Annotated in this window: 23 protein-coding genes; 9 read left to right on the top strand and 14 right to left on the bottom strand. The window is 71.8% G+C overall.

Annotated elements, in window-relative coordinates; genetic code table 11:
* Nucleotides 1-329: 329 nt before the first annotated feature.
* The gene (serB, locus tag AC07A6_RS30870; RefSeq protein ID WP_125819324.1) at nucleotides 330-1,529 is read left to right on the top strand and encodes a phosphoserine phosphatase SerB; all 1,200 of its coding nucleotides are present in this window, start codon (nucleotides 330-332) and stop codon (nucleotides 1,527-1,529) included.
* 76 nt (nucleotides 1,530-1,605) lie between these two features.
* Here the strand turns inward: serB and AC07A6_RS30865 are convergent, their stop codons facing one another.
* The 4 genes from AC07A6_RS30865 to AC07A6_RS30850 form a co-directional block, all read right to left on the bottom strand.
* On the bottom strand, nucleotides 1,606-2,127 hold the full coding sequence (locus AC07A6_RS30865) for a SixA phosphatase family protein (RefSeq protein WP_478779334.1): 522 nt from the start codon (nucleotides 2,125-2,127) through the stop codon (nucleotides 1,606-1,608).
* Nucleotides 2,128-2,215: 88 nt separating this feature from the next.
* Entirely contained in the window at nucleotides 2,216-2,416 is a 201-nt protein-coding gene (locus AC07A6_RS30860; protein WP_478779333.1) for a hypothetical protein, read from the bottom strand.
* A gap of 160 nt (nucleotides 2,417-2,576) precedes the next feature.
* Nucleotides 2,577-2,696, bottom strand: a complete 120-nt coding sequence (locus AC07A6_RS30855; RefSeq protein WP_260618654.1) for an SGM_5486 family transporter-associated protein — start codon at nucleotides 2,694-2,696, stop codon at nucleotides 2,577-2,579.
* Between the two features lie 5 nt (nucleotides 2,697-2,701).
* Nucleotides 2,702-3,991: a CynX/NimT family MFS transporter gene (locus AC07A6_RS30850; protein ID WP_478779332.1), complete on the bottom strand. Its 1,290-nt coding sequence runs from the start codon at nucleotides 3,989-3,991 to the stop codon at nucleotides 2,702-2,704.
* A gap of 120 nt (nucleotides 3,992-4,111) precedes the next feature.
* On the opposite strand from AC07A6_RS30850, the gene AC07A6_RS30845 reads away from it, so the two are divergent.
* The gene (locus AC07A6_RS30845; RefSeq protein ID WP_385771523.1) at nucleotides 4,112-4,789 is read left to right on the top strand and encodes a FadR/GntR family transcriptional regulator; all 678 of its coding nucleotides are present in this window, start codon (nucleotides 4,112-4,114) and stop codon (nucleotides 4,787-4,789) included.
* Nucleotides 4,790-4,804: 15 nt separating this feature from the next.
* On the opposite strand, the gene AC07A6_RS30840 is transcribed toward AC07A6_RS30845, so the two are convergent.
* The 3 genes from AC07A6_RS30840 to fabG all read right to left on the bottom strand — a co-directional run bounded on the left by AC07A6_RS30840 (nucleotide 4,805) and on the right by fabG (nucleotide 6,984).
* Nucleotides 4,805-5,248 carry a hypothetical protein gene (locus tag AC07A6_RS30840; RefSeq protein WP_362467557.1) on the bottom strand — a complete coding sequence of 148 codons (444 nt, stop codon included), beginning with the start codon at nucleotides 5,246-5,248 and terminating at the stop codon, nucleotides 4,805-4,807.
* Between the two features lie 240 nt (nucleotides 5,249-5,488).
* A complete protein-coding gene (fabI, locus tag AC07A6_RS30835; protein WP_007263356.1) occupies nucleotides 5,489-6,259 on the bottom strand; it encodes an enoyl-ACP reductase FabI in 771 nt (256 codons plus the stop codon).
* Between the two features lie 5 nt (nucleotides 6,260-6,264).
* Complete coding sequence (gene fabG, locus AC07A6_RS30830) at nucleotides 6,265-6,984, bottom strand: 3-oxoacyl-[acyl-carrier-protein] reductase (RefSeq protein ID WP_125819328.1); 720 nt, start codon at nucleotides 6,982-6,984, stop codon at nucleotides 6,265-6,267.
* A gap of 184 nt (nucleotides 6,985-7,168) precedes the next feature.
* Between fabG and AC07A6_RS30825 the strand changes: the two genes are divergently transcribed.
* From AC07A6_RS30825 to tyrS, 3 genes are read left to right on the top strand one after another with little or no spacing between them, the layout of a single operon-like run.
* The gene (locus AC07A6_RS30825; RefSeq protein ID WP_362467560.1) at nucleotides 7,169-8,692 is read left to right on the top strand and encodes a TldD/PmbA family protein; all 1,524 of its coding nucleotides are present in this window, start codon (nucleotides 7,169-7,171) and stop codon (nucleotides 8,690-8,692) included.
* The gene (locus AC07A6_RS30820; protein ID WP_362467562.1) at nucleotides 8,692-10,086 is read left to right on the top strand and encodes a metallopeptidase TldD-related protein; all 1,395 of its coding nucleotides are present in this window, start codon (nucleotides 8,692-8,694) and stop codon (nucleotides 10,084-10,086) included. The genes AC07A6_RS30825 and AC07A6_RS30820 overlap by 1 nt, the downstream gene beginning before the upstream one ends.
* Before the next feature lie 52 nt (nucleotides 10,087-10,138).
* Nucleotides 10,139-11,407, top strand: coding sequence for a tyrosine--tRNA ligase (gene tyrS, locus AC07A6_RS30815; protein WP_478779331.1), 1,269 nt, complete (start codon nucleotides 10,139-10,141; stop codon nucleotides 11,405-11,407).
* Nucleotides 11,408-11,479: 72 nt separating this feature from the next.
* Here tyrS and AC07A6_RS30810 read toward each other — a convergent pair whose 3' ends face one another.
* Nucleotides 11,480-11,758, bottom strand: a complete 279-nt coding sequence (locus AC07A6_RS30810; RefSeq protein ID WP_362467566.1) for a GlsB/YeaQ/YmgE family stress response membrane protein — start codon at nucleotides 11,756-11,758, stop codon at nucleotides 11,480-11,482.
* A gap of 178 nt (nucleotides 11,759-11,936) precedes the next feature.
* On the opposite strand from AC07A6_RS30810, the gene AC07A6_RS30805 reads away from it, so the two are divergent.
* Both AC07A6_RS30805 and AC07A6_RS30800 read left to right on the top strand, forming a co-directional pair.
* On the top strand, nucleotides 11,937-12,269 hold the full coding sequence (locus AC07A6_RS30805) for a DUF3099 domain-containing protein (RefSeq protein ID WP_362467568.1): 333 nt from the start codon (nucleotides 11,937-11,939) through the stop codon (nucleotides 12,267-12,269).
* Between the two features lie 138 nt (nucleotides 12,270-12,407).
* Nucleotides 12,408-12,644, top strand: coding sequence for a hypothetical protein (locus tag AC07A6_RS30800; protein WP_007263363.1), 237 nt, complete (start codon nucleotides 12,408-12,410; stop codon nucleotides 12,642-12,644).
* Between the two features lie 63 nt (nucleotides 12,645-12,707).
* Here AC07A6_RS30800 and moaA read toward each other — a convergent pair whose 3' ends face one another.
* From moaA to AC07A6_RS30785, 3 genes are all read right to left on the bottom strand, one after another.
* Nucleotides 12,708-13,697, bottom strand: a complete 990-nt coding sequence (gene moaA / locus AC07A6_RS30795; RefSeq protein WP_478779330.1) for a GTP 3',8-cyclase MoaA — start codon at nucleotides 13,695-13,697, stop codon at nucleotides 12,708-12,710.
* 165 nt (nucleotides 13,698-13,862) lie between these two features.
* Entirely contained in the window at nucleotides 13,863-15,500 is a 1,638-nt protein-coding gene (locus AC07A6_RS30790; protein ID WP_478779329.1) for a solute symporter family protein, read from the bottom strand.
* A complete protein-coding gene (locus AC07A6_RS30785; protein ID WP_362467575.1) occupies nucleotides 15,497-15,862 on the bottom strand; it encodes a DUF485 domain-containing protein in 366 nt (121 codons plus the stop codon). The genes AC07A6_RS30790 and AC07A6_RS30785 overlap by 4 nt, the downstream gene beginning before the upstream one ends.
* Nucleotides 15,863-16,119: 257 nt before the next feature.
* On the opposite strand from AC07A6_RS30785, the gene AC07A6_RS30780 reads away from it, so the two are divergent.
* A complete protein-coding gene (locus tag AC07A6_RS30780) occupies nucleotides 16,120-17,664 on the top strand; it encodes a S8 family serine peptidase (protein ID WP_362467577.1) in 1,545 nt (514 codons plus the stop codon).
* Between the two features lie 62 nt (nucleotides 17,665-17,726).
* Here AC07A6_RS30780 and AC07A6_RS30775 read toward each other — a convergent pair whose 3' ends face one another.
* Genes AC07A6_RS30775 through AC07A6_RS30765 form a run of 3 tightly spaced genes read right to left on the bottom strand, consistent with a single transcriptional unit; the run spans nucleotide 17,727 to nucleotide 20,423 of the window.
* Complete coding sequence (locus AC07A6_RS30775) at nucleotides 17,727-18,770, bottom strand: zinc-dependent alcohol dehydrogenase family protein (RefSeq protein ID WP_362467579.1); 1,044 nt, start codon at nucleotides 18,768-18,770, stop codon at nucleotides 17,727-17,729.
* 28 nt (nucleotides 18,771-18,798) lie between these two features.
* A complete protein-coding gene (locus AC07A6_RS30770; protein WP_386272962.1) occupies nucleotides 18,799-19,488 on the bottom strand; it encodes a lysoplasmalogenase in 690 nt (229 codons plus the stop codon).
* Entirely contained in the window at nucleotides 19,485-20,423 is a 939-nt protein-coding gene (locus AC07A6_RS30765; RefSeq protein WP_478779328.1) for a sterol desaturase family protein, read from the bottom strand. Before AC07A6_RS30765 ends, AC07A6_RS30770 begins: the two co-directional genes overlap by 4 nt.
* 121 nt (nucleotides 20,424-20,544) lie before the next feature.
* Between AC07A6_RS30765 and AC07A6_RS30760 the strand changes: the two genes are divergently transcribed.
* Nucleotides 20,545-23,652, top strand: coding sequence for an NACHT domain-containing protein (locus AC07A6_RS30760; RefSeq protein ID WP_478779327.1), 3,108 nt, complete (start codon nucleotides 20,545-20,547; stop codon nucleotides 23,650-23,652).
* The last annotated feature ends 54 nt before the right edge of the window (nucleotides 23,653-23,706 follow it).

The following is a 23,706-nucleotide window of genomic DNA, read 5'->3' as shown; positions in this document are numbered from 1 at the left end:
CCCCGGGCTTCCGCCCCGGCCCCTCGCGCCTAAAGCGCCGGTGGGGCTGCATACAGCCCCGCCGGCGCTTGAGGCGAGAACGGTTGAAGGGCGGGTAGGGGACCTCGCCCCGCGCAGCGGCCCACCCAGCCGCACACGCCCACCGGCACCAGCCACCCGAACCGGCCCCGCCCGGCAGGCCGCCGGACGGAGTCCGGCGCAGCGGCGCGAAGCCGGGGAGGCGCCCCGGCGCCGAGCCGCGCGAGCGGCGCGTGGAAAAGGCGGCGGCGCGTCTGAAAGGTGGGACGGGGATCCGGCGGCGGGGGGCGGGGGGATACGGTGTGGGCACCATGAGCGCTTCGCAGACCTCCGACGTCCCCACCCTCCTCGTCAAGATCTTCGGCAAGGACCGTCCCGGGATCACCGCCGGGCTGTTCGACACCCTCGCCGCCTACTCCGTCGATGTCGTCGACATCGAGCAGGTCGTCACCCGAGGCCGCATCGTCCTGTGCGCCCTCGTCACCAAGCCCGCCGCCGGCTCCGAGGGCGAGCTGCGCGCCACCGTGCACAGCTGGGCCGAGTCGCTCAAGCTGCAGGCGGAGATCATCTCCGGTACCGGTGACAACCGGCCGCGCGGCAGCGGCCGCTCCCACGTCACCGTCCTCGGGCACCCGCTCACCGCCGAGTCCACCGCCACCATCGCCGCCCGGATCACCGCGACCGGCGGCAACATCGACCGTATCTTCCGGCTCGCCAAGTACCCGGTGACGGCGGTCGAGTTCGCCGTCTCCGGCGTGGAGACCGAGCCGCTGCGCACCGCCCTGGCCACCACCGCCGCGCAGATCGGCGTGGACGTGGCCGTGGTCTCGGCCGGGCTGCACCGCCGGGCGCAGCGGCTGGTGGTCATGGACGTGGACTCGACCCTGATCCAGGACGAGGTCATCGAGCTCTTCGCCGCGCACGCCGGCTGCGAGGCCGAGGTCGCCGAGGTGACCGAGCGGGCGATGCGCGGTGAGCTGGACTTCGAGCAGTCCCTGCACGCCCGGGTCGCGCTGCTGGCGGGGCTGGACGTGTCGGTCGTGGACAAGGTCCGTTCGGAAGTGCGGCTGACGCCGGGCGCGCGGACCCTGATCCGGACGCTGAAGACGCTGGGCTACCAGGTGGGCGTGGTGTCCGGCGGGTTCACGCAGGTCACTGACGACCTGCGGGAGCGGCTGGGGCTGGACTTCGCCTCGGCGAACACCCTGGAGATCGTCGACGGGAAGCTGACCGGCAAGGTCACCGGGGAGATCGTGGACCGGGCGGGCAAGGCCCGGCTGCTGCGCCGTTTCGCCGGGGAGGCCGGGGTGCCGCTGTCGCAGACGGTGGCGATCGGCGACGGCGCCAACGACCTGGACATGCTGAACGCGGCCGGGCTGGGTGTGGCCTTCAACGCCAAGCCGGTGGTCCGCGAGGCCGCGCACACCGCAGTGAACGTCCCCTTCCTGGATGCCGTGCTGTACCTGCTCGGCGTCACCCGTGAAGAAGTGGAAGCGGCCGACCTGGCCTGACCCGTACGTACTCACCCACACACGTACGTACCGCGCCCGGCCGGGTCCTTCCGGCCGGGCGCGCGTCGTCGCGGGCTCAGTGCTCCTTGGGCGTCCAGTAGTCCAGCAGGGTGCACACGCCGGGTTCGAGGGACTTCCACGAACCGGTGAAGGAGACGATGGCCAGCGCGGCGGTCGGGAAGCCCGTACGGGTCATCCGGGCCAGGGTGTCGCCCTCGGAGCGTCCGGAGAGGACGTCGGCGAGGGCGTGCATGCCGGGGTTGTGGCCGATGACGAGGAGGTCGGACACCTCGTCGGGGGTCTCGTTCAGCAGGGCGATGAGCTCGCCGGGCGACGCCTCGTAGATCCGCTCCTCGTACGAGGTCTTCGGCCGGGCCGGGAGGTTCTGGACGGCGAGCTTCCAGGTCTCCCGGGTGCGGGCGGCGGTGGAGCAGAGGGCCAGGTCGAAGGTGATGCCGGTCTCGGCCAGCTTCAGTCCGACGGCGGGCGCGTCCTTGCGGCCGCGTTCCGCCAGCGGGCGGTCGTGGTCGGACACCTGCGGCCAGTCGGCCTTGGCGTGCCGGAGGAGGGCGATCCTGCGGGGTGTGTCGGCGCTCATGGCCCCCAGCTTCGCACGAAACGAGCCACCGGGCGCAGGGTGTTGGAGGCCCTTCCCTCCCCGGTGGGGCGTGCCCGGCGCACGCGGGTCAGCCGACGGCGCGCAGCAGCTGGTGGGTGACCTGGACGAGCGCGGAGCCCTCTTCGGTGGCGGCGTGCGCCTGGCCGGAGCCGGCGAGGAGGAGCAGGAGGAGGCCGAAGGCGAGCGCGGGCAGGGCCAACGCCCACCAGTGCAGGCGGGTGTCGGGGGCGGTGGTGCGGGGGGCGGGAAGGTGTGCGGGGGCCGACATGGCCGCCTCCGTGGGTGTGCGGGTGGGACGGGCTCGCTCTCCTTCGAATCTATGGATCCGAAGGGGCGGTTCCCATCCGGGGCACACCCCACGCGACCCTGAACCTGGCCCCCTAGGGGATGGTGGGGTTAGCCCCACCATCCCCTAGGGGGCCTTGGTGTCAGGGGGAGGCGATGGTCGCGATGACGGCGATGACCACGGTCACCAGCAGCATCGCGCCGAGCACGAGGCCGAGCTTCTTGTGGCCGTTCTGGGGGTTGGGTTCGAGTACGGGCGACATGCCGTTCAGTCTCCCATGCCGCATTCGTCCTCGATCGTGCGGTCCCGGCCGGCGAGGAGGCCCAGGGCGATCTGGGGGACGAGGAGGGCCGCCATCAGGGCCAGCGGGAGGTCCCAGCCGCCGCTGTGCTGGTAGAGGGTGCCGATGACCAGGGGTCCGGGGATGGAGATGAGGTAGCCGGTGCTCTGGGCGAAGGCGGAGAGCTTGACGACTCCGGCCGGGGACTTGGCGCGCAGCCCGATCATGGTGATGACGAGGGGGAAGGCGCAGTTGGAGATGCCGAGCAGCAGGGCCCAGGCCCAGGCTCCGGCGGCGGGGGCGAGGTAGAGCCCCAGGTAGCCGGCGAAGCCGAAGAGGCCGAGGACGACGGCGATGGGGCCCTGGTTGCGCATCCGTCCGGCGAGGCCGGGGATGACGAAGGCCAGGGGGACGCCCATGACCATGGTGACGGCGAGCAGGACTCCGGCGGTGGAGGCGGAGACGCCCGCGTCGCGGAAGATCTGCGGGAGCCAGCCCATGGTGACGTAGGCGCCGGTGGCCTGGAGGCCGAAGTAGCAGGCCAGGGCCCATGCGGTGCGGCTGCGGACGACGGAGGGGCCGGCCGCCGCGGTCGCGGCGGCGGGGGCGGCGGCCTTCTCGCGGCGGCCTGCGGCGGCGATGGGCAGCCAGGGCAGTACGGCGGCGACGGCGAGGACGGCCCAGATGAGCAGGCCGGTGCGCCAGCTGCCGCCGAGGGCGCTGGTGAGGGGGACGGTCGCGGCGGCGGCGAGGGAGGTGCCGGCGGCCAGGGCCATGGAGTAGAGGCCGGTCATGGTGCCGACCCGGTCCGGGAAGTAGCGCTTGACGATCACCGGGAGCAGCACGTTGGTCAGGGCTATGCCGGCCAGGGACAGGGCGCTGGCGGCGAGGAACCCGGCGGCGTTGCCGGTGAAGGGGCGGATCAGCAGGCCCGTGGCGACGGCGGCCATGCCGGCGCAGACGACGGCGGCCGGGCCGAAGCGGCGGGAGAGCCGCGGGGCGGTGACGCCGAAGACCGCGAAGCAGAGGGCGGGGACCGAGGTGATGAGCCCGGCGACGGTGCCGCTCATGTGGAGGCCGGTGCGGGCCTCTTCGAAGAGGGCTCCGAGGCTGGTGATGGCGGGCCGCAGGTTGAGGGCGGCCAGCACGATTCCGACGACGAGTACCGGGCCCAGCCACTTGGGGGCGGCGTCGGCGGGGGCGGGGGCGGGCAGGGCCGTGGAGCCGCCGGCCGCGACCGCCGGGCGGTTCATGGTCTGGATGTCTTCGTCGTGCATCCCGCCATCATAGAATCATGGGATGATTGGTTGTCCAGTCTTGAACCGTTCCGCACGGCTCCGTCCGTCGCCACTCCGCCCGTCGCCGCTCCGGCCGACCCCGAGGGGATTCCACCCGCCATGCCGCTGACCTCGCCCCGGCGATCCGCGCTCGTCGACCAGGTGATCGCCCAGCTGAGGAACCAGATCACGTCCGGCGAGTGGCCGGTCGGGAGCCGGATCCCCACCGAGCCCGAGCTGGTGGAGCTGCTGGGCGTCGCCCGCAACACCGTGCGGGAGGCGGTCCGGGCCCTCGCGCACAACGGGCTCCTGGACATCCGCCAGGGTTCGGGTACGTACGTGCTCGCCACCAGCGAGCTGGCCGGGGTGATGCACCGGCGCTTCGCGGGGGCCGACCCCCGGCACATCGCGGAGCTGCGCTCGACGCTGGAGTCCTCGGCGGCCCGGCTGGCGGCGGAGCGGCGGACCGAGCGGGACCTCGTCCAGCTGGACGCGCTGCTGGCGCGGCGCGAGGAGGCGTGGGCGAGCGGGGACGCGGAGCTGTTCGTGGCGGCGGACGTGAGCCTGCACATGGCGGTGGTGACGGCCTCGCACAACGACGTGCTGATCGAGCTGTACGCGGACCTCGGCGACCTGGTCGCGGACTGGCTGCGGACGGACGTCGGCACCGAGCTGAACCCGGCGGACCACCTGGACCACGCCCGGCTGATCGAGGCGATCCGGCGCGGGGACGGGGACACGGCCGCGGCGGAGGCGGCGGGCTACCCCTTCGTCTGCCTGGGCAAGACCCCGGCCTGATCCGAAAGACACGGCCTACGGGCCTTCGGGGGTGCGCTGGTGGCTCACCCAGGCGGTGCGGACCTCCTTCCAGCAGCGGCCGGTGAGCCGGGTGCGGCCGGCCGGGTCCAGGGGGACGAGGACGCCGTCCCCGTCGACGTCCCACCAGCGCTCGCACTCGACGTGGAGGCGGAGCAGGTCGGTCTCGGGGTAGCCGTTGTGGCAGGACGCGACCACCGTGGAGCCGGTGATCTGCGTGTCGCAGTCGGCGCCGAACAGCTCCCGGACGGGGGGCCGTGCGGGCCGTACGGGTGGCTCGGCGGGGATGTCGTCGAGGTCCACGACGGCCCGGCCGGCCGCTTCGGGGCCGGGCGCGGGTTCCCGTACGCCGGGCTGGGCGAGGGCTCCAGGGCCCAGGAGGCCGGTCAGGAACACCGAGGTGACCAGCAGCGACAGCGCTCGGCTCGGCCTGGCTCCCACGCCCGTACCTCCTCCCCGCGCACACCGGGAAGATCCCGGCATGGTCATTTTGCAGGCATCTGTCCCGGTTTTCGACTCGGGAAGATCCACACCGGGCTCGGACATCCGATCGAGCAGGGGCCGCACGGCGCCCCCTGAGTGCCCCTCAGCCGCCTCCGCCGCCCACGGAAAACGGCGATGGCCGCGCCTTCCGGGAGGAAGGCGCGGCCATCGCCGCGGTACGAGGGGGTGGTCCCGGGATCAGGCACCCATCGCGTGCAGGCCGCCGTCCACGTGGACGATCTCGCCGGTGGTCTTCGGGAACCAGTCCGACAGCAGCGCGACGACACCGCGGCCCGTGGGCTCCGGGTCGCTCATGTCCCACTCCAGCATGGAGCGGTGGTTCCAGGTGTCCGCCAGGTCGGAGAAGCCCGGGATGGACTTCGCGGCCATGGAGCCGAGCGGGCCGGCCGAGACCAGGTTGCAGCGGATGTTCTCCTTGCCCAGGTCGCGGGCCAGGTAGCGGCTGGTGGCCTCCAGGGCGGCCTTGGCCGGGCCCATCCAGTCGTACTGCGGCCAGGCGAACTGCGCGTCGAAGGTGAGGCCGACGACGGCCGCGCCCTCCGCCGGGAAGAGCGGCTTGCAGGCCATCGTCAGCGACTTCAGCGAGAACGCCGAGACGTGCATGGCGGTGGCGACCGACTCGAACGGGGTGTTCAGGAAGTTGCCGCCGAGGGCGTCCTGCGGGGCGAAGCCGATGGAGTGCACGACGCCGTCGAGGCCGCCGAGCTCGTCGCGGACGAGGCCCTCCAGGCGGGCGAGGTGCTCGTCGTTGGTGACGTCGAGCTCGATCACCTTGACCGGCTTGGGCAGCTTCTTGGCGATGCGCTCGGTCAGCGACGGCCGCGGCCACGCGGTGAGGATGACCTCGGCGCCCTGCTCCTGGGCCAGCCGGGCGGTGTGGAAAGCGATGGAGGACTCCATCAGCACACCCGTGATGAGGATGCGCTTGCCCTCGAGAATTCCGCTCATGGTGATCAGTGACCCATGCCCAATCCGCCGTCAACGGGAATGACGGCTCCGGTGATGTACGCGGCGTCGTCGGACGCCAGGAAGCTGACGGCTGCCGCGATCTCCTCGGGCTGCGCGTAGCGGGCGAGCGGTACGTTCGCCACGATGCCCGCACGCTGCTCGTCGGTGAGCACCTTCGTCATGTCGGTGTCCACGAAGCCGGGGGCGACCACGTTGAAGGTGATGTTGCGGGAGCCCAGCTCACGGGCGAGCGAGCGGGCGAAGCCCACCAGCGCGGCCTTGGAGGCGGCGTAGTTGGCCTGGCCGGCCGAGCCCAGCAGGCCCACGACCGAGGAGATCAGGACGACGCGGCCCTTCTTGGCGCGGAGCATGCCGCGGTTCGCGCGCTTGACCACGCGGAAGGTGCCGGTGAGGTTGGTGTCGACGACGGAGGCGAAGTCCTCCTCCGACATCCGCATCAGCAGCGTGTCCTTGGTGATGCCGGCGTTGGCCACCAGCACCTCGACGTTGCCGTGCTTCTCCTCGATCTCCTTGTAGGCCTGCTCCACCTGCTCGGAGTCGGTGATGTCACAGCGCACCGCCAGCACACCGAGCGAGGTGAGCTCCTGCGGGGGCTCGCCCGAACGGTACGTGATGGCGACCTTGTCGCCGGCCTCTGCGAAGGCTCGGGCGATGGCGAGGCCGATGCCCCGGTTTCCTCCGGTGACGAGAACCGAGCGGCTCAACGGATCACCCTTTCGCTAGCGGTCTGATTAGCAAAAACCTATAGGCCGCGCCGGGCATCCGGAGAATCGGGCTCCGACAGGGCCTCGCGATCCGCTCTGTCGAGTCCCTACAGAAAGATGTAGGCACAGCCGCCCCGGGCGCGACATGATCGGGGCGACCGGCCCCGACCCCGGGAGGACTTCCGTGGCCCATTCCATCGACGCGGCTTTCACCGCGCTGCCCCTGCGGGCGCTCGCCGACGCGGCACTCGCCCGGGCCCGCGCGCTGGGCGCCGACCATGCCGACTTCCGGCTGGAGCGGATCCGCAGCGCCTCCTGGCGGCTGCGCGACGCCAAGCCCTCCGGCGGCTCCGACACCACCGACCTCGGTTACGCGGTCCGGGTGGTGCACGGCGGCAGCTGGGGCTTCGCCTCCGGCGTGGACCTGACCATGGACGCCGCCGCCAGGGTGGCCTCGCAGGCCGTGGCCATGGCGAAGCTGTCCGCCCAGGTGATCAAGGCGGCCGGCTCGGACGAACGGGTGGAACTGGCCGAGGAGCCGGTGCACGCCGACAGGACCTGGATCTCCGCCTACGACGTCGACCCCTTCGAGGTGCCGGACGCCGAGAAGTCGGCGCTGCTCGCCGACTGGAGCGCGCGGCTGCTGGCGGCCGAGGGCGTGGCGCACGTGGACGCCTCCCTCCTCGCCGTCCACGAGAACAAGTTCTACGCCGATACGGCGGGCACCTCGACCACCCAGCAGCGGGTGCGCGTCCACCCCCAGCTCACCGCGGTCGCCGTCAACGGCACCACCGGCGAGTTCGACTCGATGCGCACGATCGCCCCGCCCACCGGGCGCGGCTGGGAGTACCTGACCGGCACCGGCTGGGACTGGGACGCCGAGCTGGAGCAGATCCCGGCCCTGCTCGCCGAGAAGATGCGGGCCCCCAGCGTGCAGGCCGGCCGCTACGACCTGGTCGTGGACCCGTCCAACCTGTGGCTCACCATCCACGAGTCCATCGGCCACGCCACCGAGCTCGACCGGGCGCTGGGCTACGAGGCCGCGTACGCGGGGACCTCCTTCGCCACCTTCGACCAGCTGGGCAAGCTCAAGTACGGCTCCTCGATCATGAACGTGACCGGTGACCGCACCGCCGAGCACGGTCTGGCCACCATCGGCTACGACGACGAGGGCGTCGAGGCGCAGAGCTGGGACCTGGTCAAGGACGGCACCCTGGCCGGCTACCAGACCGACCGGCGGATCGCGAAGCTGACCGGCCTCGGCCGCTCCAACGGCTGCGCGTACGCCGACTCCCCCGGGCACGTGCCCGTGCAGCGGATGGCGAACGTCTCGCTCCGGCCGGACCCGGGCGGGCTCTCCACGGAGGACCTGATCGGCGGGGTGGAGCGCGGGATCTACGTGGTCGGCGACCGGTCCTGGTCGATCGACATGCAGCGCTACAACTTCCAGTTCACCGGGCAGCGCTTCTTCCGGATCGAGAACGGCAGGCTGGCCGGACAGCTGCGCGACGTCGCGTACCAGGCCACCACCACCGAGTTCTGGGGCTCCATGGAGAAGGTCGGCGGCCCGCAGACCTACGTCCTGGGCGGCGCCTTCAACTGCGGCAAGGCCCAGCCGGGGCAGGTCGCGGCGGTCTCGCACGGCTGCCCGTCGGCCCTGTTCCGCGACGTGAACATCTTGAACACCACCCAGGAGGCCGGACGCTGATGTCGCCGAACCGCACGAAGCCCCACGAGATCGTCGAGCGGGCCCTGGAGCTGTCCACCGCCGACGGCTGCGTCGTCATCGCGGACGAGGAGTCCAGCGCCAACCTGCGCTGGGCCGGGAACGCGCTCACCACCAACGGCGTCACCCGCGGCCGGACCCTGACGGTCATCGCCACCGTCGACGGCAAGGAGGGCACGGCCTCGGGGGTCGTCTCGCGCTCCGCCGTCACCGCCGCCGACCTGGAGCCGCTGGTCCGGGCCGCCGAGGCGGCCGCACGGGCGGGCGGTCCCGCCGAGGACGCCCAGCCGCTGGTGACCGGCACCCCGGCCTCACCGGACTTCACCGACGCCCCGGACGAGACCTCCTCGGCCGTGTTCGCGGACTTCGCCCCGGCCCTCGGCGAGGCCTTCGCCCGGGCCCGGGCGGGCGGCCGCGAGCTGTACGGCTTCGCGAACCACGAGCTGACCTCCACCTACGTCGGCACCTCGACCGGGCTGCGGCTGCGCCACGACCAGCCGAACGGCACCCTGGAGCTCAACGCCAAGTCGCCCGACCGGCTGCGCTCGGCCTGGGCCGGCCGGGCCACCCGGGACTTCAAGGACGTGGACCCGACGGCCCTGGACGCGGAGCTGGCCGTGCGGCTGGGCTGGGCCGAGCGGAAGGTCGAGCTGCCGGCGGGCCGGTACGAGACCCTGCTGCCGCCGACCGCGGTGGCCGACCTGCTGATCTACCAGATGTGGTCGGCGACGGCCCGGGACGCGACGGAGGGCCGGACGGTCTTCTCCAAGCCCGGCGGCGGCACTCGGATCGGGGAGCGGCTGTCGCGGCTGCCGCTGACCCTGCGCAGCGACCCGAACGCGCCGGGCCTGGAGTCCTCGCCGTTCGTGATCGCGCACAGCTCGGGCGACGACGCGTCCGTCTTCGACAACGGCCTGCCGGTCCCGGCGACGGAGTGGATCAAGGAGGGCGAGCTGGCCCGGCTGACCACGACCCGGCACAGCGCCGCGCTGACCGGGCTGCCGCTCTCCCCGTCCTTCGGGAACCTGATCCTGGACGGGGGCGGCGAGAAGTCCCTGGACGAGATGGTGGCGGGCACCGAGCGGGGTCTGCTGCTGACCTGCCTCTGGTACATCCGCGAGGTGGACCCGGCCACGCTGCTGCTCACCGGCCTGACCCGGGACGGGGTCTACCTGGTGGAGAACGGGCAGGTCACGGGCGAGGTGAACAACTTCCGGTTCAACGAGTCGCCGGTGGACCTGCTGTCGCGGGCCTCGGAGGCGGGGCGCACCGAGAAGACCCTTCCGCGCGAGTGGGGCGACTGGTTCACGCGGGCCGCGATGCCGCCCGTCCGCATCCCGGACTTCAACATGAGTTCGGTCAGCAAGGGCGTCTGATCCACCTAGACTGAGCTCGGCATTTCCACATTTCGTAAGGAGTCGAGAGACCGTGACGGACATCGTCGACGAACTGAAGTGGCGCGGGCTGTTCGCCCAGTCCACGGACGAAGAAGCGCTGCGCAAGGCCTTCGCGGACGGTCCCGTCACGTTCTATTGCGGCTACGACCCGACCGCGGCCTCGCTGCACGTGGGACACCTGGTGCAGGTGCTCACGATGCGCCGGCTCCAGCTGGCCGGCAACAGGCCGCTGGCGCTGGTCGGCGGGGCCACCGGGCAGATCGGGGACCCGCGCCCGACGGCCGAGCGCACCCTGAACGACCCCGCGGTCATCGCGGAGTGGGTGAACCGGCTGCGTTCGCAGATCGAGCCGTTCCTGTCCTTCGAGGGCGAGAACGCCGCGGTCTTGGTGAACAACCTGGACTGGACGGCGGGCATGTCCGCCATCGAGTTCCTGCGGGACATCGGCAAGCACTTCCGCGTCAACAAGATGCTGACGAAGGACTCGGTCGCCAAGCGGCTGGAGTCCGACCAGGGCATCAGCTACACGGAGTTCAGCTACCAGCTGCTCCAGGGCATGGACTTCCTGGAGCTGTACCGGCGCCACGGCTGCACCCTCCAGCAGGGCGGCTCCGACCAGTGGGGCAACCTGACGGCGGGCCTGGACCTGATCCACCGGGTCGAGCCGGCGGCGCACGTGCACGCGATGGCGACCCCCCTGATGGTCAAGGCGGACGGCACCAAGTTCGGCAAGACCGAGGGCGGGGCCGTCTGGCTGGACCCGGAGATGACCACCCCGTACGCGTTCTACCAGTTCTGGCTGAACGTGGACGACCGGGACATCTCGACCTACATGCGGATCCTGTCCTTCAGGTCCCGTGAGGAGCTGGAGGAGCTGGAGGCGCAGACCGCGGAGCGTCCGCAGATGCGGGCCGCCCAGCGGGCGCTGGCGGAGGAGCTGACCACGCTGGTGCACGGCGCGGACCAGTGCTCCGCCGTGATCGCGGCGTCGAAGGCGCTGTTCGGCCAGGGCGACCTGGCGGAGCTGGACGAGGCCACGCTGACCGCGGCCCTCTCCGAGCTGCCGCACGCCCGCGTCGCCGAGCTGGCGCAGGTCGTGGACCTGTTCGCGGAGACCGGCCTGGTCGCCAGCAAGTCCGCGGGCCGCCGCACCGTGAAGGAGGGCGGCGCCTACGTGAACAACGTGAAGGTCACCGCCGAGGACGCGGTCCCCGCGCCGGAGGACCTGCTGCACGGGCGCTGGCTGGTGCTGCGCCGCGGCAAGAAGAACCTGGCCGCGGTGGAGGTCACCGGCGCCTGACGCGTACGGAGCACGGCGAAGGGGCCGGCGCGGACTTCACCGTCCGCGTCGGCCCCTTTCGCCGTACCCGGGTCAGACCGTGTGGCGTCTGCCGCCCCGCAGGGCCATGTAGACCATGTCGCCGAGGCCGACGATGACCACGGCCCCGATGAGCTGGAACAGGTGCCGGAGCCAGTCGACGCCCCTGGTGTCCTCGACGCCGACCCAGCGCGAGACGGCGTTTCCGAGGATGGCGCCGGCGATGCCGAAGAGGGTGGTCAGCCAGAGGGGCTGGTGTTGTTTGCCCGGCAGGATGGCGCGGGCTACGAGGCCCAGCACGAAACCGACGATGATCGCCCACAACCATTGCATGTCGAGCCTCCTCGTGGCGCGTTGTGCGCATGTGGGCCCAGTTTCGACCCATCCGGCGTACAACGCATTTCGGACACTCCCGTTCGGGGGCACCCCCTCTCCTCGCCCCGGCAGGCGCGGCGTACCGTGGAGTGGTCCGGACCGGGGAGTGTCCGGCGGGCGGATCGGGCGGTGGAGCATGCAGCGGACGAAGCGGAACGGACCCGAGGTATTCCGGATCACCGGGGCCCGGATGGGCCTCGCCGAGGACGTACGGGGGCGCCAGCGCCGGTACGTCATCTCGATGGGGATCCGGACCCTGTCGGTGGTCGCCACGGTGGTCCTGTGGAACGTGGAGCGCCACGTGGCCATGGTGACGCTGGCCGCCGGCCTGCTGCTGCCGTACATCGCCGTCGTCATCGCCAACGCGGGACGCGAGTCGACGCCGAATCTGCCCTCGAACTTCATCCCCGCCCCTGTGCGCCCGGCACTGGACTCGGGAAACCTCAATAAAAGCTCAGATCAATCATGAAGTTCCGGTGCACCGCACGGGGTCGTGCGTGACATACTGCCTACGCGCTCCGCATCCCCCGTCGGAGCGACGGACCGACGCCGGGCAGCTCCCCCCGTGGCTGCCCGGCGTCGCCCTTCCGTTTGTAGGGTTGGGGCCGTGACTTCTCCCGAAACCCCCACCTGCTCCGCCAAGGGCTGCCGCGACGCGGCCGTCTGGGTCCTGGCGTGGAACAACCCGAAACTGCACACGCCGGAGCGGCGCAAGACCTGGCTGGCGTGCGCGGAACACCGCGAACACCTCTCCCAGTTCCTGGGGGTCCGCGGTTTCCTCAAGGACGTCGTGAAGCTGGACGAATGGGTCCAGCCCGAGGGCTCCGAGCGCGAGCGCCCGTAGGCCCCGGGGCGTCGGCCGCCCCGGGGCGTTCAGCGGCCCGGGGGCGTCAGCGGCCCGGGGGTGTCAGCCGCCGATCGCCGACATGGGGCGGTCGGGCTGCAGGAAGGACGGGTCGTCGAGTCCGGACCCGGCCTTCTTGCCCCACATCGCCACCTTCCACAGGCGGGCGATCTCCTCGTCCGGGGCGCCCGAGCGCAGCGCGGAGCGCAGGTCCGACTCCTCGGTGGCGAACAGGCACGTACGGATCTGGCCGTCGGCCGTGAGCCGGGTGCGGTCGCAGGCTCCGCAGAAGGGGCGGGTGACGGAGGCGATCACGCCGACGGTGGCCGGGCCGCCGTCGACCACCCAGCGCTCGGCCGGGGCCGAGCCGCGCTCCTCGGCGCCTTCCTCCGTGAGGGTGAAGCGGGTGCGCAGGGAGGCCAGGATGTCCCCGGCGGTGATCATGCCGTCGCGCTTCCAGCCGTGCTGGGCGTCCAGGGGCATCTGCTCGATGAAGCGGAGCTCGTACTCGTTCTCCACGGCCCAGGCCAGCAGGTCGGGCGCCTCGTCGTCGTTCAGTCCCGGCATCAGGACGGCGTTGACCTTGACGGGGGTGAGGCCGGCCTCGCGGGCGGCGGCCATGCCGTCGATCACGTCGTGGTGGCGGTCGCGGCGGGTGAGGGTCTTGAAGACCTCGGGCCGCAGCGTGTCGAGGGAAACGTTCACCCTGTCCAGGCCGGCGGCCTTGAGGGCCTGGGCGGTGCGCTTGAGGCCGATGCCGTTGGTGGTCAGCGACATCTTGGGGCGGGGCTCCAGGGCCGCGCACTGCTCCACGATGCCGACCAGGCCGGGCCGCAGCAGCGGCTCTCCGCCGGTGAAGCGGACCTCGGTGATGCCGAGGCTGGTCACGGCGATGCGGATCAGCCGGACGATCTCGTCGTCACTCAGCAGGTCGGTCTTTCCCAGCCACTGCAGGCCCTCCTCGGGCATGCAGTAGGTACACCGCAGGTTGCACCGGTCGGTGAGCGAGACGCGCAGGTCAGTGGCCACGCGGCCGTACGTGTCGAGAAGCACTGTGGGCCCCCTCCCCTGTCCGGATCTAGAGGTTTCTTCAGTTCGAGCGTACGCGACCCGTGTGTCGGGGAGGGATGCCCGAATGAACGAGACGTAACGCGGCCGCGTCGTAGGGAACTACGACGCGGCCACGCACGGTGTTCGTACGGTTTCGGGGAGCCGCTGTCAGTGGGCCCCGGTGCCGGTGAGGGAGCGTACCTCCAGCTCGGCGAACTTCTGCGGGTCGGCCTCCTCCTTGGACAGGACCGTTCCCAGCCACCCGAGGAGGAAGCCGAGGGGGATGGAGATGATCCCCGGGTTCTCCAGCGGGAACCAGTAGAAGTCGGCGTCCTTGAACATCGAGGTGGGCTTGCCGGAGACGACCGGGGAGAAGAGGACGAGCCCGACCGCCGAGATCAGCCCGCCGTAGATCGACCACAGCGCGCCCCGGGTGGTGAAGCGCTTCCAGAAGAGGCTGTAGAGGATCGTCGGGAGGTTCGCGGAGGCCGCGACCGCGAAGGCGAGGGCGACCAGGCCGGCCACGTTCATGTCGCGGGCGAGGGCCCCGAGGAAGATGGCGACGGCGCCGATGACCACGGTGGACCAGCGGGCGGCGCGCACCTCCTCCTTCTCGGTGGCCTGTCCCTTGCGGATGACGTTCACGTAGATGTCGTGCGCGAAGGAAGAGGAGGAGGCCAGGGTCAGGCCCGCGACCACGGCGAGGATGGTGGCGAAGGCGACCGCCGAGATCACCGCGAGCAGGATCGCGCCGCCGGTGGAGTCCGCGCCGCCGCCGATCTCCTGAGCGAGCAGCGGGGCGGCGGTGTTGCCCGCCTTGTTGGAGGCCAGGATGTCGGCCCGCTTGAGCAGGGCCGCGGCGCCGAAGCCGAGGGCGATGGTCATCAGGTAGAAGGCGCCGATGATGCCGATGGCCCAGTTCACGGACTTGCGGGCGGCCTTGGCCGTGGGGACGGTGTAGAAGCGGATCAGGATGTGCGGCAGGCCGGCGGTGCCGAGGACCAGGGCGAGGCCGAGGGAGATGAAGTCGAGCTTGGTGAGCCCGTCCTTGCCGTACTTGAGCCCGGGCTCCAGGAACTTGGTGCCCTGGCCGCTGTTCTCCGCGGCCTGGCCCAGCAGGGCGGAGATGTTGAAGTCGAACTTCAGCAGCACCAGGAAGGTGATCAGCAGGGCGCCCGCGATGAGCAGGACGGCCTTGACCATCTGGACCCAGGTGGTGCCCTTCATGCCGCCGATGGTGACGTAGACGATCATCAGCAGGCCGACCAGGGCGACGACGGCGACCTTGCCGCCGTCGCTGGTGATGCCGAGGAGCAGCGAGACGAGCACGCCGGCGCCGGCCATCTGGGCGAGCAGGTAGAAGATCGAGACCACGATGGTGGAGGTGCCCGCGGCGGTGCGGACGGGCCGCTGGCGCATCCGGTACGCGAGGACGTCGCCCATCGTGTAGCGGCCGGAGTTGCGCAGCGGCTCGGCGACCAGCAGCAGGGCCACCAGCCAGGCGACGAGGAAGCCGATGGAGTAGAGGAAGCCGTCGTAGCCGAAGAGGGCGATGGCTCCGGCGATGCCGAGGAAGGACGCGGCGGACATGTAGTCGCCGGAGATGGCGAGGCCGTTCTGGAACCCGGTGAACTGGCGGCCGCCGGCGTAGAAGTCGGCGGCGTCCTTGGTCTGGCGGCCGGCCCAGACGGTGATGATGAGGGTGGCGACGACGAACAGCCCGAAGAGGGTGATGATCAGCGGGCGGTGCTCGCTCGCTCCGGCGGCGGACGTCAGCCCGGGGAGGGTGTGCGCGCTCGGGGTCATGCTCCGGCCTCCATGCGCTTCTTGATGGCCTCGGCCTTGGGGTCGAGCTTGGCGGCGGCGTGCCGCGAGTAGAGCCAGGCGATCAGGAAGGTCGTCAGGAACTGGGCGACGCCGAGGACCAGGGCGACGTTGATGTTGCCGAAGAGCTTGGTCCCCATGAAGCCGCCCGCGTAGCTGGACAGCAGGACGTAGAGCAGGTACCAGGCGATGAAGGCCACGGTGAGCGGGAAGGCGAAGGACCGGTAGGAGCCGCGCAGTTCGGCGAATTCGGGGCTCTGCTGGACGCGCGTGAACTCTTCGGCCGACGGGTGTGCCGGGGCCGGGGCCGCGCCGCCCGGCGGCGGCGCTGCTTCGGTGGTCACGGGGGGTTCTCCTTGTGACGCGGGTGCGGTGGGGACGACGGACAAAACAACCTCCGTGTGGGGGGACGGTGGTGCTGATCCCCCCTGTCAACGGCACGGCCGGCGTGTCGGGACGGTTCAACACCCGCTGATTCTTTGAGAACTTCTTTCTCGAACTGATGGCGCAAACAGGGACGTCAGCGCTAGGTTCGCGTGTCATGAACCCGTCCGACGCGACCGCGTGCGGACGGCTTTTTCACGGATGATGTGGAGATCCCATGGCTCATCTGGGACACGACCGCCGGCGAGCCCTCGCCGTACCGGTCGGCCTGGCGCTCACTGCCTCGCTCGCCTTCCTGCCCTCGGTGGCCGCCTCGGCCGCCCCGCTGGGCAACACGGCGGACTCGGTGACGGCCGCGCAGCCCGCCGCCACCGGCCCGAAGCTGTCCTACGTGGCGAACCTGAACGTGTACGCCACGGCGACGGCGGCGAAGAAGGCCATCGAGCGGGCCGGCGGGACGGTCGTGGTCGCCCACGAGCAGATCGGGGTCATCGTCGCGCACTCCGAGAACCCGGACTTCGCCAAGCAGCTGCGGGCGCAGCGCGGCCTCTTCGCGTCGGTCGGCGCCACTCGTACGACCGCCCTGAAGGCGGTGCAGACCACCGAGGAGGGCACGACCCAGACGCTGAGCGCGGCCGATGCCGCCAAGGCGGCGGCGCAGGCCGAGCCGGGCCAGGAGCCCCTGGAGTCCAACCAGTGGGACCTGCGGGCTATCAAGGCCGACGCGGCGCACAAGATCAACGATGGCAGCCCCGACGTCACCGTGGGCGTCATCGACACGGGTGTCGACGACACTCACCCCGACTTGGCCCCCAACTTCTCCAAGGAGCAGTCGGCCAACTGCGTCGGCGGCGTCGCCGACACCACCGACGGCGCGTGGCGCCCGTACACCAACGGCAGCGACCACGGCACCCACGTCGCCGGCACCATAGCCGCCGCCCGCAACGGGATCGGCGTCAGCGGTGTCGCGCCGGGCGCGAAGGTCGCCGGCATCAAGGTGAGCGAGCCCGGGACCAGCCTCTTCTACACCGAGGCGGTCGTCTGCGGCTTCATGTTCGCCGCCGAGAAGGGGATCGAGGTGACCAACAACAGCTACTACGTCGACCCGTGGAACTACACCTGCAAGAACGACGACGACCAGAAGGCGCTGGTGGAGGCCCTCACCCGGGCCACCAAGTACGCCGAGCGCAAGGGCGTCCTCAGCGTGGCCTCGGCCGGCAACTCCAACCACGACCTGGCGGCGGACTCGATCCAGGACACCACCAGCCCGAACGACAGCACCCCGGTGCCGCGCACCATCGACCCGAAGGTCTGCCTGGACCTGCCCACCCAGCTGCCGGGTGTGGTCACGGTGAGCGCGACTGGCGACAAGGGCTTCAAGTCGTACTACTCCAGCTACGGCCTGGGTGTCGTCGACGTCGCGGCCCCCGGCGGCGACAAGTGGCAGGTCCCGGCCACCCCGGACGCCAACGGCCGCGTGCTGTCGACCGTCCTGGGCGGCGGCTACGGCTACAAGCAGGGCACCTCGATGGCCGGCCCGCACGTCGCGGGCGTCGCGGCGCTGCTCAAGAGCGCCCACCCGACGGCCACGCCCTCGCAGCTCCAGGCCATGCTGAAGGCCCAGGCCACGAAGGTCGCCTGCCCGGAGAAGATCTACGACGCCACCGGCCAGCTGGTCAACGCCACCACCTGCACCGCCAAGTGGGGCCAGACGGCGTACTACGGCGCGGGCGTGGTGGACGCGCTGAAGGCCGTCCAGTAGGAGCGCATCGCGTGAACGCGTGAGGGCCGGGCGGGGGTTCTCCCCGCCCGGCCCTTCGGCACTCAGGGCTTGATCAGGACCTTCAGCGCGCTGCGGTCGTCCATCGCGCGGTAGCCGTCCGGGACCTCGTCCAGGGAGACGGCGCGGTCGAAGACGGGGGCCGGGTCGATCGCGCCGCTCAGCACGTCCTCCAGCAGCTCCGGGATGTAGGCCCGGACCGGGGCCACGCCGCCGCGCAGGGTGATGTTCCGGTCGAACATCACGCCGAGGTCGAGACCGGTGCCGCTGCCGTGCGGGACGCCGACGTAGCCGATGGCGCCGCCGTCGCGGGTGATGTTCACGGCGGTCCGCATCGACTGCTCGGTGCCGACCGCCTCGATGACGGCGTGCGCGCCCTGGCCGCCGGTCAGCTCGCGGACGGCGGCCTCGGCGGCCTCACCGCGCTCGGCGACCACGTCGGTGGCCCCGAAGAGCTTGGCGATGTCCGTACGAGCGCTGTGCCGGCCGAGCGCGATGATCCGCTCGGCGCCGAGCCGCTTGGCCGCGAGGACCCCGCACAGGCCGACCGCGCCGTCGCCGACGACGGCGACGGTGGAGCCGGCGCGGACGCCCGCGCCCAGGGCGGCGTGGTGGCCGGTGCCCATGACGTCGGACAGCGCGAGCAGCCCGGTCAGCAGGTGGTCGTCGGAGGCGGCCGCGGCGGGCAGCTTCACCAGGGTGCCGTCGGCGTGCGGGACCCGGACGGCCTCGCCCTGGCCGCCGTCGAAACCGACCGAGCCCCAGAAGCCGCCGTGCACGCAGGAGGTGTACAGGCCCTCGGAGCAGTAGTCGCAGGTGCCGTCGGACCACATGAAGGGGGCGACGACCAGGTCGCCGGCCTTCAGGCCGGAGACGGCGGAGCCGGTCTCCTCGACGATGCCCAGGAACTCGTGCCCGATCCGCTGGCCCGGCTGGCGCGCGGCCTCGCCGCGGTAGGCCCACAGGTCGCTGCCGCAGATGCAGGCGCGCAGGACGCGGACGACGGCGTCCTCGGGGCGCTGGATCGCAGCGTCGGGCACCTCCTCCACGCGGATGTCGTGCGGGGCGTGGATGACGGTGGCGCGCATGGTGGTGCAGCCCTCCGGATCAAGTAGTTCAGTCTTGTATGACTTCCCTACCGTACGCCTGCTCGCGAGTGATCGCGCCCGTGGCCAGCAGGTACTGGGCCGCGAGGTAGGTGGCCATGATCCAGAAGTCGGGGCGCGGCAGCTGGGGCCACTCGGCGACCCCGGTCGCGATGAGGGTGTCGGACAGCAGGAACAGCGCCCCGCCGGCGCCCGCCGCGCGCCCGAGGGCACTGGAGCGGAAGGCCATGGCGGTGAGCAGCAGGCTGTACCCGGCGACGGGGATCCGCAGGCCGGCCGGCAGGTCGGGCCACAGCAGCGCGACGGTCCCGACGAGCGCGAGGGCGTACGCGCCCCCGAGCGCGGGGTTCGTCCGGCCCCGGCCGAAGAGGGCCAGGTAGCAGACGTGCCCGAGGGCGAAGGAGCCCATCCCGATCAGGAAGGCGGGCTCGGCGTCGAAGAGCAGCGCGAGGTCCCCGCCCCACCCGAAGAGCAGGGCGGCGACCAGCAGCCGGGGCGCGCGGCGGGTGAGTGCGTACCCCACCAGCAGCGGCATCAGCAGCGGCTTGGCGAGGACGTGCCCGAGGTGCCAGCCGGCCAGCAGTGAGCCGAGGTCGGCGGCGGCGGCCGCGGCGAAGCCGGCGAGCAGCACGCGCCCGGTCCGCCCGGCGGCCGCGTCCCGGACGGACCGGGAGGGCGTACGGGTCCCCGCGGCGCTCACGCGGCGCGCTCCGGCGCGGCCGCGGCGGTGGTCTCCGCGGCGGGCACGGCGGCGCGCCCGGCTTCGGCCCGCTCGGCTTCGGCCCGCTCGGCTTCGGCCCGCTTGGCGGCCGGCTGCCAGCCCGGCCCCCGGAACACCCGCCCGGCGCGCTCGCGCCAGCTGTCGGCGGCGCGTACGTCGCGGGCGATGGCGGCGTACTCGTGGGTGGCGACGCGCAGCGGGTTGTGGGTGCCGATGTTCTTGGTCAGCCCGTAGACGGGCCGCTCCGTCTCCCCCACCCAGGAGCCGAACATCCGGTCCCAGACGATCAGGATCCCGCCGAAGTTGCGGTCCAGGTAGCCGCCCTGGGAGGCGTGGTGGACGCGGTGGTGGGAGGGGGTGTTGAAGACGTACTCGTAGGGCCGCGGGAGCTTGCCGATCCGCTCGGTGTGCACCCAGAACTGGTAGAGCAGGTTGATGCCGTAGCAGAAGGGGATCGCGGCCGGGTGCACGCCGAGGGCGACCATCGGGAGGTAGAACCACCAGGTGGTCGCGCTGGTCCAGGGCTGGCGCAGGGCGGTGGTGAGGTTGAACCTGCGGCTGCTGTGGTGGACGACGTGGCAGGCCCACAGGATGCGGATGACGTGGTGGAGCCGGTGCTGCCAGTAGTAGAGGAAGTCCTGGACGAGCAGCATCAGCAGGGCGGTCCACCACAGGAACGGCACCCGCAGCGGGGTCAGCTCGTAGACGGCGGTGAAGACCGCGACGACCGGGATCTTCCAGAGCAGGTCGAAGCCGATGCTGCCGATCCCCATGGTGACGCTGGTCACCGCGTCCTTGGCGTCGTAGCCGGCGGCGTCCTCGTCGGGATGGAGCCGGTAGCTGACCACCTCGATGACGGTGAGCAGCACGAAGGCGGGTATGGACCACAGCACGACATCGGGCAGGTTCGGCATGACCGCACCATAGAGGCGCTTTCGGGGGCGCCGCTAGAGGTTGTTACCGATCGGTATCCGGCGAAGTTACCGGCGGTACCCGGGATACTGGCGACCGGATCGGGGAGGTCCTTTGACGGGTGTGGAAAGCGTTCTCTTAAGGGTGGCGGGCACCGCCGCGAGCGCCGTGGTCAAGTCCTTCCTGGCGCGGGCCCCCGGCGCGGGCCTGGCCCCCGACCCGGTCCGGCCCGGCCGTCCCTGGTCCAAACCCCCGGCGGAACTGCGCGACCCGGAGGTACGCCGGCTCACCGAGACGCTGGCCGGACGGCTCGACGCGGCCTCGGCCGCACTGCCCGAGAACGAGCGGCTGGCCGCGGTGGACGCCGTCGGCGACGCCTTCGCCGCCCTGGGCGCCCTGGACATCGACGACCTGCTCGCCCTGGACCTCTCGCCCGAGGCCCTCGCGGACCGGGTCCTGACCCACACCCCGCCGGCGGGCCTCGGCGACGCCGCGCAGGCCCTGTACCGGGACCTGGTCGCCCAGAGCTGCGTGCACGCGGTGGAGCACATGACCAGCCTGCCGGCCTTCGCCCCGCGGGCCACGATCGAGATCCTGCACCGCACCGGCGTCCTGGCCGATGCGGTGCACGACCTCAAAAAGAAGAAGGAGCGGGACGCGGACGGCGCAGCCCACGCCTTCGAGCAGCGGTACGCCGAGTACGTCGCCGACACCCACGGCCGGCTCCAGCTCTTCGGCATCACCCTCAGCCGCTCCCCGCAGGAATGGCCCCTGGACGTGGCCTACATAAGCCTCGCGGTGAGCAGGGAGCAGCTGCTCCCTGGGAACCCCGCCGCCCACCGCACGGTCCGCAGGGCGGACGAGGCACTGGCCTCCGCCGAACGCACGCTGCTGCGCGGCCCCGCCGGTTCCGGCAAGAGCACCCTCGTGCAGTGGCTCGCCGTCAACGCCGCCCGGCGCTCCTTCACCGGCGCCCTCGCCCCGTGGAACGCCTGTGTGCCGTTCGTCCTGCGGCTGCGCTCCTTCACCGCCACCGAACGCCTGCCGCTCCCGGCGGAGTTCCTGCCCGAGTCCGGCGTCCCGCTCACCCCTCCGCACGGCTGGGTCGAGGACGTCATGAGCGAGGGACGGGCCCTGGTCCTGGTCGACGGGGTGGACGAGGTCCCGCTGCGCCTGCGCGCGCGCACGCAGATGTGGCTGCGCCGCCTGATCTCCGCCTTCCCGAACGCCCGGTACGTGGTGACCACCCGCCCGTCGGCGGTCCCCGAGGACTGGCTCGCGGGCCAGTCCTTCACGGCCCACTCCCTGCTGCCCATGGAACGGGAGGACATCGGCTCCTTCATCGGGCACTGGCACGCCGCCGCGTACGCCGAGTGCTCCGACGAAGCCCAGCGGGCGACGGTCGCGCAGTACGAGGCCTCCCTGCGGGAAGCGGTCGGCACCCGACGCGACCTGGGCAAGCTGGCCGCCAACCCGCTGATGTGCGCCCTGCTCTGCGCACTCAACCGGGACCGCCGCATGCAGCTGCCCCGCGCCCGCAAGGAGCTGTACGACGCCGCGCTGGAGATGCTGCTCGTACGGCGGGACGCCGAGCGGGAGATCACCGACGTGGAAGGGGTCCGGCTCACCCGTGACGAGCAGACCGTGCTGCTCCAGCGGCTGGCGTACTGGCTCATCCGCAACGGGCAGGCCGAGGCCGACTACGACGAGGTCGTGGAGCTGGTGGAGGAGTGGCTGGACTCCATGGCGCAGGTCCGGCAGCAGGGCACCGCGACCGAGGTCTTCAACCACCTGCTGATCCGCAGCGGGCTGCTGCGCGAACCCGTCCCGGGCACGGTGCACTTCGTCCACCGGACCTTCCAGGACTACCTCGGCGCGAAGGCCGCGGTCGAGGCCCGCGACCTGGGCGTACTCGTGAGCAACGCCCACGACGACACCTGGGACGACGTGGTGCGCATGGCCGTGGGCCACGCGCGTCCCGACGAGCGCGCCACGCTGCTGCGCCGGATCCTGGCCAGGGCGGACAAGGTGAAGAAGCACCGGGGCCGGCTGGTCCTGCTGGCCGCCGCCTGCCTGGAACACGCGCCGGAACTCGACCCGGCGGTACGGCACGAGGTCGAGCGGCGCACCGCCGAACTCCTGCCGCCGCGCACCCCCGCACAGGCGGAGGAGCTGGCGAAGGCGGGGCCGCTGGTGCTGGAGCTGCTGACGGAGCCGCTGTTCCTGGAGGAGGACGCGGCGGCGGCCACGGTACGGACGGCCACGCTGATCGGCGGGGACCAGGCGGTCGAGCTGCTGGCGCGGTTCCGCCCCGACGACCGGTACAAGGTGCGGCGGGAGCTGGCCGACGGCTGGGACCGCTTCGAGCAGGTGAGGGAGTACGCGGACACCGTGCTGGCGCGCACCCGGCTGGACGACGTCCAGCTGTGGGTGCGCACGGCGGCGCAGCTCGCGGTGCTCCCCCGGATGACCGGGCTCCGCCGGATCGCCCTGAGCGGGGGCGTGGGCCTGCCACCGCAGGTGCGGGGCCTGAAGCAGCTGGAGAACCTCGTGCTCCTCCAGAGCTCCCTGACAGAACTGACCGGCCTCCCGGTGTTCGAGGAGCTCAGGTACCTGGGCATGTACGACTGCCGCCGGATAGCGTTCCTCGACCCGCTGACCGAGCTCCGGTCCCTGGAGAGCCTCACCCTCGTCAACGCCTCGGAGCGGCTGGGCCTCGCCCCGCTGGCCCGGATGGGCACCTTGGCCTACCTGCTCCTCGACTACCCGGTGCCCGGCGTCGACCGGGTCTCCGACCTGCCCGCACCCGAGGGGCTCAGGCACCTGCACCTGCATTCGTGGGCCGCCCACCTGGCCCTCGACGCCATCGACCGCTGGCCGGAACTGGCTTGGCTGACCTTCTCCGGCCCCGCGCGGACGGCCGACTTCCTGACCCTGCCCGATCCGTCCGCCCTCAAGGGGCTGCAGGTCATCGACGCGGAGGTCGGCCCCGAGGTGCCGCTGCGCTGTCCCGGGCTGGAGATGCTGGCCCTGAGCAACTGCACCTTCCCGCAGGGGCTGTCCGCGCTGCTGGAACTCCCGGAGCTGTCCCGGCTGACCCTGCTGAACGGGGGCGAGTACGACCTCTCGCCCCTGGCCCGGACGCCCGGGCTCAAGGTCAAGGTAGGAGCGAACGTGCGGGTGCTCGGGGCCGATTCACTTGCCCCCGGGCAGATCACCCGCCTCCCCTGACCCGCCGGGGCGGCCCGGGTCCCCCACGGACCGGGGCCGCTCCGGCGGGAGCCC

The sequence above is a fragment of the Streptomyces sp. NPDC044002 genome, from assembly GCF_056434525.1.
This window is presented reverse-complemented; position numbering and strand designations above follow the sequence as displayed.

What these genes read in the sequence shown, in the direction of transcription:
- serB (WP_125819324.1), top strand. Translation starts at nt 330, where the DNA reads ATGAGCGCTTCGCAGACCTCCGACGTCCCCACCCTCCTCGTCAAGATC.
- AC07A6_RS30865 (WP_478779334.1), bottom strand. Translation starts at nt 2,127, where the DNA reads ATGAGCGCCGACACACCCCGCAGGATCGCCCTCCTCCGGCACGCCAAG.
- AC07A6_RS30860 (WP_478779333.1), bottom strand. Translation starts at nt 2,416, where the DNA reads ATGTCGGCCCCCGCACACCTTCCCGCCCCCCGCACCACCGCCCCCGAC.
- AC07A6_RS30855 (WP_260618654.1), bottom strand. Translation starts at nt 2,696, where the DNA reads ATGTCGCCCGTACTCGAACCCAACCCCCAGAACGGCCACAAGAAGCTC.
- AC07A6_RS30850 (WP_478779332.1), bottom strand. Translation starts at nt 3,991, where the DNA reads ATGCACGACGAAGACATCCAGACCATGAACCGCCCGGCGGTCGCGGCC.
- AC07A6_RS30845 (WP_385771523.1), top strand. Translation starts at nt 4,112, where the DNA reads ATGCCGCTGACCTCGCCCCGGCGATCCGCGCTCGTCGACCAGGTGATC.
- fabI (WP_007263356.1), bottom strand. Translation starts at nt 6,259, where the DNA reads ATGAGCGGAATTCTCGAGGGCAAGCGCATCCTCATCACGGGTGTGCTG.
- AC07A6_RS30820 (WP_362467562.1), top strand. Translation starts at nt 8,692, where the DNA reads ATGTCGCCGAACCGCACGAAGCCCCACGAGATCGTCGAGCGGGCCCTG.
- AC07A6_RS30810 (WP_362467566.1), bottom strand. Translation starts at nt 11,758, where the DNA reads ATGCAATGGTTGTGGGCGATCATCGTCGGTTTCGTGCTGGGCCTCGTA.
- AC07A6_RS30805 (WP_362467568.1), top strand. Translation starts at nt 11,937, where the DNA reads ATGCAGCGGACGAAGCGGAACGGACCCGAGGTATTCCGGATCACCGGG.
- AC07A6_RS30790 (WP_478779329.1), bottom strand. Translation starts at nt 15,500, where the DNA reads ATGACCCCGAGCGCGCACACCCTCCCCGGGCTGACGTCCGCCGCCGGA.
- AC07A6_RS30780 (WP_362467577.1), top strand. Translation starts at nt 16,120, where the DNA reads ATGGCTCATCTGGGACACGACCGCCGGCGAGCCCTCGCCGTACCGGTC.
- AC07A6_RS30775 (WP_362467579.1), bottom strand. Translation starts at nt 18,770, where the DNA reads ATGCGCGCCACCGTCATCCACGCCCCGCACGACATCCGCGTGGAGGAG.
- AC07A6_RS30765 (WP_478779328.1), bottom strand. Translation starts at nt 20,423, where the DNA reads ATGCCGAACCTGCCCGATGTCGTGCTGTGGTCCATACCCGCCTTCGTG.